Genomic DNA, 16177 nt, shown 5'->3' with positions numbered 1-16177 from the left:
ATTCGCGCCGCCGGCATGCGGCGGGATGACCGCGCGGAATCGGTTCGCCTTTGCCCGTACTTCGGCTATGCAAGGATCATGGAGCCTATTACCACGACCGAGGGCCTTGCTGAGGCCTGCCGCATCCTTGCCGAAGCCCCCTTCGTCACCGTCGACACCGAGTTCATCCGGGAAACGACGTTCTGGCCGGAGCTCTGCCTGATCCAGATGGCGTCCGACACGCTGGCGGTGATCGTCGACCCCCTGGCACCCGGCATTGATCTCGCGCCGTTCTTCGATCTGATGCGGGACGAACGCGTCATCAAGGTCTTCCACGCCGCGCGGCAGGATCTGGAGATCGTCTACAAGCTCGGCGGCCTCTTGCCGAAGCCGCTGTTCGACACCCAGATTGCCGCCATGGTCTGCGGCTTCGGCGAATCGATCGCCTACGACCAGCTGGTCGCGCGCACCAGCGACGGGCGGATCGACAAGACCTCCCGCTTCACCGACTGGCGCCGCCGGCCGCTGTCCGAGCAGCAGCTGCACTATGCGCTGGCCGACGTCACCTATCTCCGCGACGTCTATAAGGTGCTCGTCGCCCGCATCACCGCCGAAGGGCGCGAGCGCTGGGCCGACGAGGAAATGGCGGTGCTGTCGAACCCCGAGACCTACGACCTCCACCCGGACGACGCCTGGCGCCGCCTGAAGCTACGGGTCCGCAAGCCGCTCGAGCTCGCGGTGCTGAAGGAAGTTGCCGCCTGGCGCGAGCGCGAGGCGCGCAACCGCGACCAGCCGCGCGGGCGAATCCTGAAGGACGACACGATCTTCGAGATCGCGCAGCAGCAGCCTCGCGACGAGCAGACGCTCGCCCGCTTGCGCACCATCCCGAAAGGCTTCGAGCGCTCGTCGAACGGCAAGGAAATCCTCGCCGCGATCGAGCGGGCGATGGCGATCCCGAAAGCCGACCTGCCGCCGCTGCCGAAGATGCCGAACCTGCCGGAAGGCACAGCCGCCGCGGTCGAGTTCCTGAAAGTGCTGCTGAAAATCGTCGTCGAGCAGGAGGGCGTGGCCGGCAAGATGATCGCCTCGGGCGACGACCTCGAGCATCTCGCTGCCAAGGGCGCCGACGCCGACATCCCCGCCATGTCCGGCTGGCGCCGCAAGATCTTCGGCGATCGCGCGCTCGAGCTGCTGGATGGCAAGGCCGCGCTTTGCTTCCGGGACCGCAAGGTGGCGGTGGTCGCGCTGAGGTAGAATGCGGACTTACGGTTGGGCTTTGGGGCACCACGCTGACCTTTGAGGTGCCAAGGCCCCTCCCGTCGTCATCCTCGCGCGCAGCGCGGGGACCCATGCCGATGCGATGGTGAAGGCAATTCCGGCTCCGAACGAGGCTCAAATAAAGTTGCGGCATGGGCCCCCCGGCCTGCGGCCGAGGATGACGAACTTCACCGTGAAAGCCGTCGCGAGACTACCCCCGCCAGCTCACCCCATCACCCGCCCGGCACCCCTTCGGCGCCGTCGTCTGCGGAAACCGCAGCTGCAGCTGCGCGCACCCCCATTCGTTCATCGGCCCCGGCATCAGCTCGTTCAGCATCGTTCCGGTATCGTCGTGCGGGTTCGCGCCGCGCGTGACGTACCAGTACCACTGCGCGGTCATGAACACCGCGACGCCGATCCCCACCCCGACGGCTAGCGACAGGAACTTCAGCACGTCGCCCTCCCCCTGATCTAGCGCAGGACGTCGAGCCGGAGCGTGCGCTCGACGACCTTGGCGAAGTGATCGAGGCGCGCTTCAGGACGCTCGCCGGTCAGGCCGGCAAGGTCTTCCGGCAGCATCAGCGCGAAGCCGCCACGCGGATCCTGGGTCCAGTTCAGCCGTGGCAGGAGGCCCGGCATCGAGGCGGTGAGGAGGTAGGTCACGCGGAACAGCGCGGCGAGGACGCGGGCGCGCTGCAGCAGCCGCGGCGTCAGGAGGTTCTCGATTTCCTGCATGCCGGGCGGGCCGAAATTGCCCTCGTGCCGGTAGTAGTTGGTGAGGCCGAGGAAGGCGCGGCCCTGATGGTCGATCGCCGGAAAGGCGGCGTGGGCGATGATCGACAGGCTCTGCTTGCCGCGATAGTCGGGATGCGCCCGCCAGCCGATGTCGGCGAGAAGACAGGCCGCCTCGCGCAGGCGTTCCTCCTGCGGCGTCTCGTCGATGCCGAGCGTCTCGAAGCTGCGACGGCTCCAGTCGACGAGCTCGACGGAATGGCGCGGCGAGCGCGAGCGCAGGATTGCGAGCTCCAGCGCCGCCTCGATCAGCGGATCCTTGGAACGCTCGGCATCCGGCAGCAGCGAATGCAGAAAACCCTCGCGCACGCCGAGGGCGGAGAGGATAATGCTCGACGGCTTCACGTATTTGATGACGCTCTGCAGCGTCACCGCGCCGAAAGCGAGCAGCGCACGGCGGCTGCGGGAGACGGCGGCGATGCCCGGCAGCGCCTCCGGGTCTCCCTTGGCGACGGCCTCGAGGAAGCCGGTCCAGTCGGCGCTCGGGATCTCGTAGCCGTGCATCACGTGCAGCGGGTAGCGGGCCTGCTCCATGTGGAGTTTCGCGAGGTTGCGCCAGGTCCCGCCGACGGCGAAGAACGGGCGCCCCTCGCCGGCCCCGGCCAGCGCCGAGTTGCCGACCTCCTTGTCCGCGATGCGGCGCGCCTTGGCGATGTCGTTGCCCGAGAGATCCTGCAGGCGAAGGCCGCCGAGCGGCAGCGTCAGGCCCTTGCCGATCGCACCATTGGCGACGTCGACGAGCTCGAGGCTGCCGCCGCCGAGATCGCCGGCAATGCCATCCGGCGCGTGGAAGCCGGCGATGACGCCCTCGGCGGCGAAATGCGCCTCGTCGGCACCCGAGAGGATGCGGATCGGGCAGCCGATCGCCGCTTCCGCCGCGGCGATGAAGTCCGGCCCATTGGTCGCCTCGCGGGCGGCGGCAGTGGCGATCGGGTAGAGCGCGGTGACGCCCGCCTGCGCCGCCAGCGCGCGGAAGCGCGACAGCGCCGACAAGGCGCTCGCGACCGACTTCTCGTCCAGCCGCTTGCTCTGCGCCAGGCCCTTGCCGAGCCCCGACAGCACCTTCTCGTTGAACAGCACGGTCAGCGAGCGGGTGTTGCCCTCGTAGATCACGAGGCGAACGGAGTTCGAGCCGATGTCGACCACGCCCACGGGCTCACGCCCTGCAAGCCGGCCTTGGACGGGGGTATCAGTCAAATCGGGAATGTTCCGCACGCTGTCTGGCAATCAATCTCGGGGCGTCCGACTTCAAGGCCTTGCCGCGCCCGGACAGGCTCGGATTGGTCATGAAGTAACGCTGGGTGTTGAAGGGCTGCTCGCCATCGGCGACGGCGATGCGGCGGGAGGTTCCATCGGACAGGACCGACCAGCTCTGCTGGTTGTCGAGGATGTTGCCCAGCATGATCTGCGACAGGATCTGGCTGTGCACCGTTGGATTGGTGATCGGCACCATGGTCTCGACCCGCCGGTCGAGGTTGCGCGGCATCATGTCGGCCGAGCCCATATAGACGAGGGCCTGTTCGGACGGCAAGCCGAAGCCGTTGCCGAAGCAGAAGATGCGGCTGTGCTCGAGGAAGCGGCCGACGATCGACTTGACGCGGATGTTGTCGGAGAGGCCCGGCACGCGCGGCCGCAGGCAGCAGATGCCGCGCACGATGAGGTCGATCTCGACGCCGGCCTGGCTCGCCCGGTAGAGCGCGTCGATGATCTTGGCATCGACCAGCGAGTTCATCTTCATCCAGATTTGGCCGGTCCGCCCCGCCTTCACATGCGCGACCTCCGCGGCAATGCCGTCGAGGATGCGCTTGCGCATGTTCAGCGGCGAGACGGCGAGCTTGTGCAGGTCCTGCGGCTCGGCATAGCCGGTGATGTAGTTGAACACGAGAAGGACGTCGTGCGCGATGTCGGCGTCGGTCGTGAAGTAGGAGAGGTCGGTGTAGATCTTCGCCGTGATCGGGTGGTAGTTGCCGGTGCCGATGTGGACGAAGTTGACGAGCTTACCCTCCTCGCGCCGCACGACGAGCGAGAGCTTCGCGTGCGTCTTCTTCTCGATGAAGCCGAAGACGACCTGGACGCCGGCGCGCTCGAGATCGCGCGCCCACTTGATGTTGGCCTCCTCGTCGAAGCGCGCCTTCAGCTCGACCAGCGCCGTCACCGACTTGCCGGACTCGGCCGCATCGATCAGGGCCCGGACGATCGGGCTGTCGTTCGAGGTCCGGTAGAGCGTCTGCTTGATCGCGATGACGTTCGGGTCGAGCGCCGCCTGCCGGAGGAACTGCGCCACCACGTCGAAGGATTCGTAGGGGTGGTGGACGATGATGTCCTTCTCGCGGATGGCCGCGAAGCAGTCGCCATTGTGCTCGCGGATGCGCTCGGGGAAGCGCGGGATGTAGGGCGTGAACTTCAGGTCCTCGCGCGGACAGCGGACGATCTGCGACACCGAATCCAGCGCCAGCATGCCGTCCATCACCGAGACGCGGTTGTCCGGAACCTCCAGCTGGTTGGCGACGAAGGCGCGCAGGTCCTCCGGCATGATCGAATCGAACTCGATGCGGATCACCTGGCCGCGGCGGCGGCGCTTCAGAGCGGATTCGAACAGCCGCACGAGGTCTTCCGCCTCCTCCTCGACCTCGATGTCGCTATCGCGGATCAGCCGGAAGGTGCCGGCGCCGCGCACGCGGTAGCCGGGGAACAGCCGGCCGATGAACAGCGCAACGACACTTTCCAGCGGCACGAAGCGCAGGCCGAGATCGTTCGGCGGCAGCTCGACGAAGCGCGGCAGCGCGACCGGCAGGCGCAGCAGCGCATTCATCCGCTGCGAGTCGCGCTCGCGCACCAGCGCCAGCGCGATCGAGAAGCCGAGGTTCGGAATGAAGGGGAACGGGTGCGCCGGGTCGATCGACAGCGGCGTCAGCACCGGGAAGATGGAGTCGGCGAAGTGCTGCTCCAGCCAGGCACGGTCGTCCTTCTTCAGGTCTCCCGCGCCGACGATCAGGATCTTCTCGGCGCGCAGTTCCTTGACGAGATCGGCGAGCGAGGCCTGCTGCTCCTCCTGCAGCCGGCCGACCTCCTGCAGGATATGGTCGAGCTGCTCCTGCGGGGTCAGGCCGTCGTCGCTGCGCAGCGTGATCTTCTCGCGCACCTGGGCGGCGATCGCGGCGACGCGCACCATGAAGAACTCGTCGAGATTGCCGGCCGAGATCGATAGGAAGCGCACGCGCTCCAGCAGCGGATGGGCAGTGTTCTGCGACTCGTCGAGCACCCGCCGGTTGAACTGCAACCAGGAGATCTCGCGGTTGATGAAACGGTCGGCCGGCAGCGCCTCGTCCTGCGCCGAGACGATGGTCTCGATCAGCGGCAGCGCGTCGGCAGAATTGGCTTCCAGCCGCTCGGCAATCCGCGCGACCGAGTTTGGCTTGGCGCGCGGCCGCTCGGCCGCCGCCTTCTCCGGCTCCGGCACCGTCACGGCGGCCAGCACCTCGATCGGGCTCGGCGTCTCGGTGGCGTCATCCTCTAGACGGATCTCGGTGGAGGCCGTCAGGGGCGGCGCGGCCGGCTTCTCGGCTTTCGGCGCCTTCGGCGTGGCGGCGACGCGCTTGGCGGTGGCGACCACCTTGGCCTTGGCGCGCGCGGCGGCGCGCGGCTTGACGCCGAGCGCCGCCTTGGCCGCTATTGGTTTCACGGTGGGCGTCGCAGCCCTCGGGCGACGGATGCGGGGTCTGGGGACAGGGAGCGTCACGGGATCGTCCAAGGCTCAGTCCTCCATTCGCGGAATGTCGCGGAGCGGCGCTACGGCATCGTGACCGCCTTCGCTCGCGCGGTCCAACGGCGTTTCGGCGATGTGGCGCTGGCCTGCGGCAAACTCCGCCCGGTCGAGCACCCGCTGCACCAAAGCCCGCGAGATCTTCTCGCGCGATGCCAGCGCCTCGCGGTCGATCGCGGCCACCAGGCGGCTCGCCGCCTCCAGCGAGCGCTCCATCCGCAGCACCAGGAACTGCACCAGGCGCGGATCGACGGCGATCTGCCGGTCGGAGAACAGCTTGGTCAGGACGCCCGACAGGAGCGCCTCGTCGGGCGTGCCCGTCATCACGGTGGTGGCGGCCCGCAGACGCGAGCGGAGATCGGCAAGCTTGAGGTCCATGGCCGGCGCCAGCGTGCGCGCCGTCGCCAGCACCGTGCCGCCGCCGAGGCGGGCGGCATTGACCGCCTTGAAGATCTCGATCTCCGGCAGAGCGCCGCTGTCGATATCGTCGATCACCACGGCAAAGCGACGCGACAGTTCCGTCGGCAACGGCACCGCCCCCGTCATCTCCTGCCAGGCAGCGGCCAGATGCGACTTGCCCGAGCCGGGCGGGCCGACGACGAGCAGCACCGGGTGATGCCAGTTCGGCCAGCTGTCGATCGCGGCGACGGCCAGCCGGTTGGCGTCGGTGACGATGAGATCGTCCCGGGCCAGCGAGGCGCGGTGCGGCAGATCGAAGGGGAGCTGGGCGGGGTTCACGCGGGGGTCGATCCTTGGGACTCGCGGCGGGCTCGCGGCGAAGGCTTGGCTAACACGGCCCTCTGTCACAAAAAAGCGCATCTCGTGCGCTCATTCATGGGGCAGCATCGCAAGGCTAACCGTCGGCGCCGCCACCGCCAAGCGCAGAACCGGCGATTTGCCCGCTATTCCTTCGGCGCCGGACGGAAACCCGATTCCAGCATTTCCTGCATCGGCTTGCCCTCGACCGTCTCGATCCGGGTGCCGGGCTGGCCGATGGTGCGGCCGTAATAGAGCTCGCTCTGCAGGTACTTGGTGATGGCGAAGCGGACGAGGACGCCGATGGCGGCCGCAGCGGGGACCGCAATCAGCAAGCCGACGAAGCCGAACAGTGCGCCGAAGGCAAAGAGCGCGAACATCAGCCAGACCGGATGCAGCCCGACAGAGGCACCGACGAGCTTGGGCTGCAAGATGTTGCCCTCGATGAACTGGCCGGTCATGAACACCGCGACGGTCGCGATGATCCAGCCATAGTCCGGCCAGAACTGGACCAGCGCCACGCCGACAGCGAGCACGAGGCCGAGGGTCGAGCCGACATAGGGGATGAACGAGATCAGGCCGGCGAACAGGCCGATCAGCAGGCCGAAGTTCAGCCCGATCAGCGACAGGCCAATGGCATAATAGCTGCCGAGGATCAGGCAGAGGCTCCCCTGCCCGCGGATGAAGCCGGCGACCGCGCGGTCGATTTCGCGGGCGAGGCGCCTAACGGTGTCGACGTGCTGGCGCGGCGTCCACTCGTCGATCCTGCTGATCATCCGGTCCCAGTCGAGCAGCAGGTAGAAGGCGACCACCGGCGTCACCACGAAGATCGAGATGAAGTTCACCACCGCAAGGCTCGACGTCCACAGCGAGCCGGCGAGCGTGGTGAGGAAGGCCGAGCCCTGGCTCACCAGCTTGCCGAAATCGTCGCGCATCGACTGCTCGTCGCCGGCGAACATCCAGGCGAGCGGCCCGCTCCGCGCCTGCGCGGCGAGCGACTGCAGCTTGTCGAGATATTCCGGCAGACGCTGCAGGAAGGACCCGATCTGCCCGCCGACGACCGGCACCACGATCAGGATGACCGCAGTGAAGACGACGACGAAGAGCACGAGGATGACGACGCTCGCCATCATCCGCGACAGGCCGCGCCGCTCCAGCCAGTCGGCGACGGGGTCGAGGAAATAGGCGATGGACATGCCGAAGACGAACGGCAGGAGAATGCTGGAAAACACCACCAGCAAGGCGATGGCAAAGAGAAAGGCCAGGCCCCAGAACATGATCTGACGTCGCAGCAGCCGGCCCCGATCCGTTGTCATCTCAGGCGACTCCGCTGCTATTCTTCAGTTACAGGCCTGTCGCACGCGGCGGCAGCAAGGGAGATAGTCAGCCGAACACCTTGCGGTCAAGGGTTCCGCGCACCGCACCCGATGGCGGCCGCTAGGGACGCGACGGCTCCCCCGCCATCCGCCAAATGGCGGGGCTCCCCCTTGCCCGCTTGGGGCGATCCGTGTCAGTTCGCGGGCTTCCAGGGGAATGACGGCGATGAGCGACAAGACCAACAACCTGACCTACCGCGATGCCGGCGTCGACATCGATGCGGGCAATGAACTGGTGCAGCGGATTAAGCCGCACGTGCGCTCGACCCGCCGGCCCGGCGCCGACGGCGAGATCGGCGGCTTCGGCGGCCTGTTCGACCTCAAGGCCGCGGGCTTCACCGACCCAGTGCTGGTGGCGGCGAACGACGGCGTCGGCACCAAGCTGAAGATCGCCATCGACACCGGCATCCACGACACCATCGGCATCGACCTCGTCGCCATGTGCGTCAACGATCTCGTTGTTCAGGGCGCCGAGCCGCTGTTCTTCCTCGACTACTTCGCCACCGGAAAGCTCGACCCGGCGCAAGGCGAGGCCATCGTCAAGGGAATCGCCGAGGGCTGCCGCCAGGCCGGCTGCGCGCTGATCGGCGGCGAGACCGCCGAAATGCCCGGCCTCTACGCCGAGAAGGACTACGACCTCGCGGGCTTCGCCGTCGGCGCCGCCGAGCGCGGCCAGCTGCTGCCGAGCGCAGAGCTCGCCGTCGGCGACATGATCCTCGGCCTCGCCTCCTCCGGCGTCCATTCCAACGGCTATTCGCTGGTGCGGCGGATCGTCGAGCTCGCGGGCGCCGCCTACGATGCCCCCGCCCCGTTCGATACCGACAAGGCGAGCCTTGCCGAGGCGCTGATCGCCCCGACCCGCATCTACGTGAAGCCGCTGCTCGCCGCGATCCGCCAGTCCAACGGCATCAAGGCGCTGGCGCACATCACCGGCGGCGGTTTCGTCGAAAACATTCCGCGCGTCCTGCCGGAGCATCTCGCCGCCGACATCGATCTGTTCGCCATCGACACCCCGCCGGTGTTCCGCTGGCTCGCCAAGGCCGGCGGCGTCGAGGCGCACGAAATGCTGCGCACTTTCAACTGCGGCATCGGCATGATCGTCGTCGTCTCGGAGGCGGAGGCGGCGATGGTGTCGGCGATCCTGCAGAGCGAGGGCGAAGAGGTCGTGCCGCTCGGCCGCATCCTCTCCCGCGACGGCGCCGCCGTGACCTTCAATGGCGACCTCGCGCTGTGAGGCTGGCGCGCGCTGTGATGCCGCAATGAGCCAGCCCCGCAAGCGCGTCGTCGTGCTCCTGTCCGGCCGCGGCTCCAACATGGGCGCCCTTCTCGCGGCGACGGAGGCGGCCAACTATCCCGGCGAGATCGTCGCTGTCCTTTCCGACCGCGCCGATGCAGGCGGCCTCGATACGGCGCGCACTGCCGGCATCCACGCCGAGGCGGTGCCGCGCAAGGGGCATGCCGACAAGGCCTCGCACGAGGCCGCGATGATCGCGGCGATCGAGGCGGCGCGCCCCGACGTGATCTGCCTCGCCGGCTACATGCGCCTCCTGTCGGCCGAGTTCGTCGACCGCTTCGCCGGCCGGATGATCAACATCCACCCCTCGCTGCTACCGTTGTTCCCGGGCCTCGAGACCCACCGCCGGGCGATCGAGGCCGGCGTGAAGCTGCATGGCTGCACCGTGCATTTCGTCACCTTCGTCATGGATGGCGGCCCGATCATCGCCCAGGCCGCCGTGCCGGTGGAGCCATCAGACACGCCGGAGACGCTGGCCGCACGGGTGCTGGTCGCCGAGCACGCGCTCTATCCGCAGGCGCTCGCCATGGTCCTCGATGGCAGAGTTGTGATGCTGGACGATAAGGCAGTGTTAACTTCTTAGCCGCCAAGGGTGTTCTTGACCTATCGTCAGCAAGGTCTGGAACGATTGGAAACCTCAACATGCCATGGCGCATTGCGCTCGGACGCCTGCGAGACCGCCTCAGTATCCGCGCGCAATCGGCAGCGCTGACGGTCTTGCTGGCGCTGGCGACCGTTGCGATCATGACGCTGGCGACGGCTAGCGTCGTGCGGCGGCACGCGGTCGATACGGCAAACGCCGATCTTCGCCAGCTCTCGCAGACCATGGCGCGGCAACTCGACCGGCAGATGTTCGAGCGCTACCGCGAGATCACCAACCTCGCCAACCTTGCGCCCCTCACTGCAGCCTGGACCGACGATGCCGGCGCGATCGGACGTTTCCTCGACGAGACGCAGGCGACGCTGCCGAACTACGCCTGGATCGGCTATGCCACCGCGGACGGAACCGTCCGGGCCGCCACCCAGCGGATGCTGGAGGGCGTCTCGGTGGCCGAGCGGCCGTGGTTCAAGGCGGGCCTTGCCGGTCCCATCACCCAGGATGTCCATCAGGCCAAGCTCCTGGAAAAGCTCCTCCCGGCCTCAGTGGACGGCGAGCCCTTCCGGTTTGTCGACGTCGCCGCGCCGGTGCGCAACGCCAGCGGCGGGGTCGGCGGTGTCCTCGGCGCGCATCTCAGCTGGACCTGGGCGCGCGACATGCGTGACACGCTCCTGTCGGACATCGATCCGGCCCTCAAGACCGAGCTGTGGATCACCTCGGCGGACGGCAACATTCTCCTTGGCCCAAAGCTCGTGAAGCCGGCGCTGACACCACAGCAGCTCGCCGACACCGCCGAAGGCGCGACGGTCGGATCGGTCGCCTCCTCGCAGACGGGAGACGATCTCGTCGCCATCGTTGGCACGCGCGGCCTTCGCTCCTATGACGGGCTTGGCTGGCGCGTCGTCGCACGGCGCCCGGTCACCGCAGCGCTGACGCGCGCCAATGGCACGATCCTCGTGATCTTCCTCATCGGCACCATCGCGGCCCTTGCCAGCTCGCTGGCCGCCGCCCTGATCGCCGGACGCGTGACACGCCCGCTGTCCATGCTGGCCGACAATGCCGACAAGATCGGCCGCGATCCGAACATCGGCCTGATCCACCGGCAGTCGGGGTCGCTGGACATCGTGCGCCTGACCAACTCCCTCCGCTCGCTGGTGCGACGGATCGATTTCGCCGAGGCGCATCTCAGTGCCGCCAAGCTGGAGGCCGATCGGTCGGAAGAAGCGATCGCCGAGTTGCGGACGCTCGCCAACACGGATCCGATGACCGGCCTTCTGAACCGCCGCGGCTTTCGGGAGTTCGCGACGAAGGTTGGGGTGTTCGGGCGCCACGAGCGTCAAGAGCTCGGCGTGCTGATGATCGACATCGATCATTTCAAGCGGATCAACGACATCTACGGCCATGCCGCCGGCGATAAGGTCATCGTCGAGATCGCACGGCTGCTGGCCGGCTCGCTGCGGGCGAGCGACCGCATTGCGCGCTTCGGCGGCGAGGAGTTCGTCGTCTCGCTGCGCCATGTCGACGAGGCCGTCATCGGCACCTGGGCGAAGCGGATCCGCCGCCAGATCGAGGAGGCGGTCATTGTCTGGGAGGGCCAGTCGCTGAAGGTGACGGTCAGCATCGGCGCGACCGCGATGGCGCCGGACGATCGCGAGATCGAGGACGTGATCCACCGCGCCGACCTCGCCCTTTACGACGCCAAGTCGAACGGCCGCAACCGCATCAGCTTCAATTCGTCCCTCTGACCCTCGGCAGTCCCGGCGCGTTCGCCTGCACTCCTCGAACGGCCTTAAGCCAAGTCCATGCAACGGCTCCGGCCCATGGGTTCAGACCCAGAATCATCAGGCTGAGAGATTGATTCAAACGCTTACCGAATTGGTCGGGAAACTTCACGTAAACGTCTGATTAACCTTTGAATCTCATAGCGCGTCCGGTCATCGCCGGTCAGAGGACGCAGCGGCGCAAGCGACCGAAGCGCCACTCGGCATCGGCAGCGGTCCCATCACCGCTACGTCCACCGAAAGCCGCGCTAAACCCGCACCCAGACCTGTGTGTCGTGAAAAGCTGCCCCGCCGGAGGGGGCGACCGGGTCGGAGCCGACAAGCGTGTTGATCCCCTCGCCGCTCTCGAAGTCCGAGTTCGCCCACAGCCCCTCGTGCACCAGCACGCCCGGCCGCACGGTATCGGAGACCGCGACCGGCAGACGGATCTCGCCCCGGCGGTTGCCGATGGTGACCAGCGCATCGGTTTCGACGCCGAGGGTGGCGGCATCGTCCGGGTGCATCAGGAGTTCCGGCCGCCTTTCGCGCGAGCGCGAGCCGGCAGTCTCGGCAAAGCTCGAGTTCAGGAACTGGCGCGCCGGCGAAGTCGCGAGCTTGAACGGATGGGCGTCGTCGCTCGCCTCTTCGAGGCCGGCATGGTCGGGCCATTCCGGCAGGCGGGCGACCGGACCTTGCGGGCCCATCGAGGCCGGCGGCCGGTTCGGCGAGGAGGCGTTCGCCCAGTCCGGCCGGAAATGAAACTTCTTGTCCGGCCATCCGAAGCCGTTGAGGTAATGCGCATCCTCGAAGGCCGGCTGAGCGTCGAGCCAGCGGCCGGCCTCGAGATCGTCGAGCGTCCCGCGGCCGCTGCGCTGCAGCAGATCCTCGATGAGCTCGCGCTCGGTCAGGCCGAAGCCCGGACGGTCCCCGACGCCGAGACGCTTGCCGAGTTCCTCGACGACGAAATGGTTGCTGCGCACCGTCGCCGGCGGCTCGACGAGCTTCGGCCCGAGCAGGATGTGGCTCTGCCCGCCGGCGCGGTAGATGTCGTCGTGCTCGAGGAACATCGTGGCGGGGATCACGAGGTCGGCGAGCTTGGCCGTGTCGGTCATGAACTGCTCGTGCACGCAGACGAACAGGTCTTCGCGCCGCAGCCCCTCGATCACCAGCCGCTGCTCCGGCGCGACGTTGGCGGGATTGGTGTTCTGGACGATCATCGCCGTCACCGGCGGGCCGCCTTGCAGCGCGCCGGGATCGCCGACGAGGATCTTGCCGATACGCGACTGGTCGAGCGAGCGGACGGACGGATCCTTCATCGCCGAGCCCACGATCAGGCTCTTGTCGAACTGGAAGATGTCGGAGTTCGTGTGGAACGCCCCGCCGCCGCGGTGCTGCCAGTGGCCGAACACCGCCGGCACCGAGAGCGCCGCGTGCATCGCCGGCGCGCCGTTGCGCTGGCGGGTGAAGCCGTAGCCGAGGCGGAAGAAGGTGCGGGGCGTCCGGCCGATGAGGGCGGCGAAGGCCTCGATCTCGGCGACGGAAAGCCCGGTGATCCCCGCGGCCCATTCCGGCGTCCGGGTGGCGAGGTGCGCCTCGAGCCCGGCCGGGTCGTCGGTGTACTTCTCCATATAGGCGCGGTCGGCGGTGCCGTCGCGAAAGCCGACATGCATCAGCGCCGCGGCCAGCGCGCCGTCGCTGCCTGGTCGCAGCTTCAGCGCCATGTCCGCCTGCTTCATCGTCGCGTTGTCGTAGATGTCGATGACGACGATCGCCGCCTTGCGCTCCTTGCGGGCGCGGATGGCGTGGGTCATCACGTTGACCTGCGTCGCCACCGCATTGGTGCCCCAGATCACCACGCAGTCGGCCTCCGCCATCTCGCGCGGATCGACGCCGGCGAGCTTGCCGGTGCCGGCGTGCCAGCCGCTCCAGGCCATGTTGGTGCAGATCGAATCGAACTGGTTGGAGTAGCGCTTGGCATGGCGCAGGCGGTGGATGCCGTCGCGCTGCACCTGGCCCATGGTGCCGGCGTAGTAGTACGGCCAAACGCTCTCGGCGCCATGCCGGGCCTCGGCCTTGACGAAGGCTTCCACCACCTGATCGAGCGCATCGTCCCAGGCAATTTCGCGCCAGCCGCCCTCGCCCTTCGCCCCGGTGCGCTGCAGCGGCTTCAGCAGGCGGTCGGGGTGGTTGATGCGCTCGCCGTAGCGCGCGACCTTCGCGCAGATGACGCCGGCCGTGTAGCTGTTGCCGGTGGCGCCACGGACGCGGCCGATGCTGTTGCCGATCAGTTCGACGTCGAGCGCACAGGTCGACGGGCAATCGTGCGGGCAGGCGCTGTGGCCTGTGCGAAGGGGGGTCAGGTCGTTCATCCCGGCAGTATAGGCGCGCTTTTCGCGCGCCGTCATGCGATTTGGCGAACGCCGCCCCAGCAAAAAGGGCCGAAGCTTTCGCTCCGGCCCCTCTCAATGCAGCTGGCGGGCGATCAGCCCGCGGCGGCGTAGCGGCTGATCTCCTCAGGAGTCAGCGCGGGATAGTCGGTGTACCCCTTCTCGTCGCCGCCGTAGAAGGTCGCCTGGTCCCAGGGCAGCAGCGGCGCGCCGAGCTGCATGCGGACCGGCAGATCCGGATTGGAGATGAACAGCTTGCCGTAGCAGACGAGATCGACCTTGCCCTGGTCGACACGCTCGACGCCGAGCTCGGTATCGTAGTTGTTGTTGCCCATGTAGGTGCCGTGGAAGCGCTGGCGCAGGCCGTTGTAGTCGAACTTGTCCTTGTTGCGATCGCCGCCGGTCTGGCCTTCGATGACGTGGAGATAGACCGGATGGCGCTTGTCGATCTCTTCGACATAGGCGTTGAACACCGCCTGCTGGTTGCTCTCAAAGGAGCCGCCCATCACCGTCACCGGCGAGATGCGGACGCCCACATGCTCGGCGTCCCAGGCGCCGATCACCGCATCCAGCACCTCGAGCGGGAAGCGCATGCGGTTCTCGATCGAGCCGCCGTACCGGTCGGTGCGAAGGTTGGTGCCATCGCGCAGGAACTGGTCGAGCAGGTAGCCATTGGCCGAATGCAGCTCGACGCCGTCGAAGCCGGCAGCCTTGGAATTCTTCGTCGCCTTGACGTAGTCCTCGATCACCCGCGGCAGTTCGCTCTCCTCGAGCGCACGCGGCATCTCATGGTCCTTGAAGCCCTCGACGGTGAAGGCCTTGCCGTCCGGCTTGACGGCCGAAGGGGCGACCGGCGCGGCATGGCCGGGCTGCAGGTCGGGGTGCGAGATTCGGCCGACGTGCCAGAGCTGCAGGAAGATCTTGCCACCGGCAGCGTGCACGGCATCGGTCACCTTCTTCCAGCCGGCGACCTGCGCATCGTTGAAGATGCCCGGCGTATAGGCGTAGCCACGGCCCTCGGGCGAGATGTTGGTGGCCTCGGAAATGATCAGGCCGGCGCCGGCGCGCTGGCGGTAGTACTCGACGTGACGGTCGAGCAGGTTGCCCTCCTCGTCCGAGCGGCTGCGCGTCAGCGGCGCCATCACCAGACGGTTGGCCAGATGGGTCGGGCCGAGGTCGAAGGCTTCGAAGAGCTTAGATTTTGCCATGACGGGCAATTCCTTTCGGGGGGTAACACTGTGTATGTCGCATGTAATGCGCATACGCCGCGCTGCAACTTGGCCCTCGCTGCAGCGCGGTCAAGAGGTGTGAACGCTGCGTTGCCGCCGGCATCAGGAGAACCGCATGAATTACCGCCACGCCTTCCACGCCGGGAATTTTGCCGATGTCGTGAAGCATGCGCTGCTGGTGTCGATCGTTGAGTACCTGAAACGCAAGGACAAGAAATTCCGGGTCATCGACACCCATGCCGGCCGCGGCCGCTACGACCTGTCGAGCGAGGAGGCGCAGCGCACCGGCGAGCACCAGGAGGGCATCGCGCGGCTGCTCGCCTCGCCCGCGGCCGAGGCGCCCGAACTGCAGGCCTATCTCGACATCGTGCGGGCGGACGGCGCCGGTTCCTATCCCGGCTCGCCCTTGATCGCGCGTCGCCTGATGCGGCGCCAGGACCGGCTCTCGGCCTATGAGCTACACCCGTTCGAGGCCGAGGCCTTGAAGAATGTCTTCGCCGGCGACGTCCAGACCAAGGTGATCGCCCTCGACGCCTGGCTGGCGCTCGGGGCGCATCTGCCGCCGAAGGAAAAGCGCGGCCTGGTGCTGATCGACCCGCCTTTCGAGAAGACGAGCGAGATCGACGACATCGTCGCGGGGGTCTCGGCTGCCTACAAGCGCTGGCCGGGCGGCATCTACGCCATCTGGTACCCGATCAAGCGCAAAGCCGAGCGTGCCCGCCTGCATGCGGGCCTGAAGGCCAGCGGCATTCCCGACATCGTCGCCGCCGACTTCTTCCGCGAGCCGTTCACGCCGACGGAAACCCTCGTCGGCTCCGGGCTCGTGGTGATCAATCCACCCTATACCTTCGCCGAGGAGGCGGCCCGCGTCATGGCAATTCTGAAACAGGTGCTCGGCAAAGAGGGCCGCGGCAGCGTCGAGATGGTTGCGATCTCGGGCGAGCGATCCTAAACCGGTGTGATACCGAGCCAGCGGCGCCGACTCC

Annotated in this window: 12 protein-coding genes; 5 read left to right on the top strand and 7 right to left on the bottom strand. The window is 67.5% G+C overall.

Translation table 11 applies throughout. The features are described 5' to 3' along the window. The first annotated feature begins 78 nt into the window (after nt 1-78). Nucleotides 79-1233, top strand: coding sequence for a ribonuclease D (rnd, locus tag ACZLZQ_RS08250; protein ID WP_472948930.1), 1155 nt, complete (start codon nt 79-81; stop codon nt 1231-1233). A 214-nt stretch (nt 1234-1447) separates the two neighbouring features. Here the strand turns inward: rnd and ACZLZQ_RS08245 are convergent, their stop codons facing one another. The 5 genes from ACZLZQ_RS08245 to ACZLZQ_RS08225 all read right to left on the bottom strand — a co-directional run bounded on the left by ACZLZQ_RS08245 (nt 1448) and on the right by ACZLZQ_RS08225 (nt 7863). Next, entirely contained in the window at nt 1448-1690 is a 243-nt protein-coding gene (locus ACZLZQ_RS08245; protein ID WP_472931508.1) for a hypothetical protein, read from the bottom strand. A 17-nt stretch (nt 1691-1707) separates the two neighbouring features. Beyond that, nucleotides 1708-3225 (bottom strand): Ppx/GppA family phosphatase, encoded by a 1518-nt coding sequence (locus ACZLZQ_RS08240; RefSeq protein ID WP_472938825.1) that lies wholly within the window; start codon nt 3223-3225, stop codon nt 1708-1710. Next, nucleotides 3218-5389: an RNA degradosome polyphosphate kinase gene (locus ACZLZQ_RS08235; RefSeq protein WP_472931934.1), complete on the bottom strand. Its 2172-nt coding sequence runs from the start codon at nt 5387-5389 to the stop codon at nt 3218-3220. Before ACZLZQ_RS08235 ends, ACZLZQ_RS08240 begins: the two co-directional genes overlap by 8 nt. Before the next feature lie 393 nt (nt 5390-5782). Continuing rightward, nucleotides 5783-6529, bottom strand: a complete 747-nt coding sequence (locus tag ACZLZQ_RS08230) for a P-loop NTPase family protein (RefSeq protein WP_472948929.1) — start codon at nt 6527-6529, stop codon at nt 5783-5785. A gap of 164 nt (nt 6530-6693) precedes the next feature. Further along, nucleotides 6694-7863 carry an AI-2E family transporter gene (locus tag ACZLZQ_RS08225; RefSeq protein ID WP_472931504.1) on the bottom strand — a complete coding sequence of 390 codons (1170 nt, stop codon included), beginning with the start codon at nt 7861-7863 and terminating at the stop codon, nt 6694-6696. A gap of 226 nt (nt 7864-8089) precedes the next feature. Between ACZLZQ_RS08225 and purM the strand changes: the two genes are divergently transcribed. The 3 genes from purM to ACZLZQ_RS08210 are packed head-to-tail and all read left to right on the top strand — an operon-like array spanning nt 8090 to nt 11560. Further along, on the top strand, nt 8090-9157 hold the full coding sequence (gene purM, locus ACZLZQ_RS08220; protein WP_472948928.1) for a phosphoribosylformylglycinamidine cyclo-ligase: 1068 nt from the start codon (nt 8090-8092) through the stop codon (nt 9155-9157). A 25-nt stretch (nt 9158-9182) separates the two neighbouring features. After that, a complete protein-coding gene (gene purN / locus ACZLZQ_RS08215) occupies nt 9183-9800 on the top strand; it encodes a phosphoribosylglycinamide formyltransferase (protein ID WP_472948927.1) in 618 nt (205 codons plus the stop codon). A 59-nt stretch (nt 9801-9859) separates the two neighbouring features. Next, nucleotides 9860-11560 carry a sensor domain-containing diguanylate cyclase gene (locus ACZLZQ_RS08210; RefSeq protein WP_472948926.1) on the top strand — a complete coding sequence of 567 codons (1701 nt, stop codon included), beginning with the start codon at nt 9860-9862 and terminating at the stop codon, nt 11558-11560. A 284-nt stretch (nt 11561-11844) separates the two neighbouring features. On the opposite strand, the gene ACZLZQ_RS08205 is transcribed toward ACZLZQ_RS08210, so the two are convergent. After that, nucleotides 11845-13944, bottom strand: a complete 2100-nt coding sequence (locus ACZLZQ_RS08205) for a molybdopterin-containing oxidoreductase family protein (protein WP_472949223.1) — start codon at nt 13942-13944, stop codon at nt 11845-11847. A 113-nt stretch (nt 13945-14057) separates the two neighbouring features. After that, nucleotides 14058-15170, bottom strand: coding sequence for an alkene reductase (locus ACZLZQ_RS08200; protein WP_472948925.1), 1113 nt, complete (start codon nt 15168-15170; stop codon nt 14058-14060). 136 nt (nt 15171-15306) lie between these two features. On the opposite strand from ACZLZQ_RS08200, the gene ACZLZQ_RS08195 reads away from it, so the two are divergent. Beyond that, on the top strand, nt 15307-16143 hold the full coding sequence (locus ACZLZQ_RS08195; RefSeq protein WP_472948924.1) for a 23S rRNA (adenine(2030)-N(6))-methyltransferase RlmJ: 837 nt from the start codon (nt 15307-15309) through the stop codon (nt 16141-16143). The last annotated feature ends 34 nt before the right edge of the window (nt 16144-16177 follow it).

Source organism: Mesocryomonas lacus (assembly GCF_055730105.2).
This window is presented reverse-complemented; position numbering and strand designations above follow the sequence as displayed.

Bases quoted from the DNA above. Each gene is read 5' to 3' on its own strand.
- ACZLZQ_RS08200 (WP_472948925.1), bottom strand. From the start codon at position 15,170: ATGGCAAAATCTAAGCTCTTCGAAGCCTTCGACCTCGGCCCGACCCAT.
- ACZLZQ_RS08210 (WP_472948926.1), top strand. From the start codon at position 9,860: ATGCCATGGCGCATTGCGCTCGGACGCCTGCGAGACCGCCTCAGTATC.
- ACZLZQ_RS08195 (WP_472948924.1), top strand. From the start codon at position 15,307: ATGAATTACCGCCACGCCTTCCACGCCGGGAATTTTGCCGATGTCGTG.
- rnd (WP_472948930.1), top strand. From the start codon at position 79: ATGGAGCCTATTACCACGACCGAGGGCCTTGCTGAGGCCTGCCGCATC.
- purM (WP_472948928.1), top strand. From the start codon at position 8,090: ATGAGCGACAAGACCAACAACCTGACCTACCGCGATGCCGGCGTCGAC.
- ACZLZQ_RS08205 (WP_472949223.1), bottom strand. From the start codon at position 13,944: ATGAACGACCTGACCCCCCTTCGCACAGGCCACAGCGCCTGCCCGCAC.
- ACZLZQ_RS08225 (WP_472931504.1), bottom strand. From the start codon at position 7,863: ATGACAACGGATCGGGGCCGGCTGCTGCGACGTCAGATCATGTTCTGG.
- purN (WP_472948927.1), top strand. From the start codon at position 9,183: ATGAGCCAGCCCCGCAAGCGCGTCGTCGTGCTCCTGTCCGGCCGCGGC.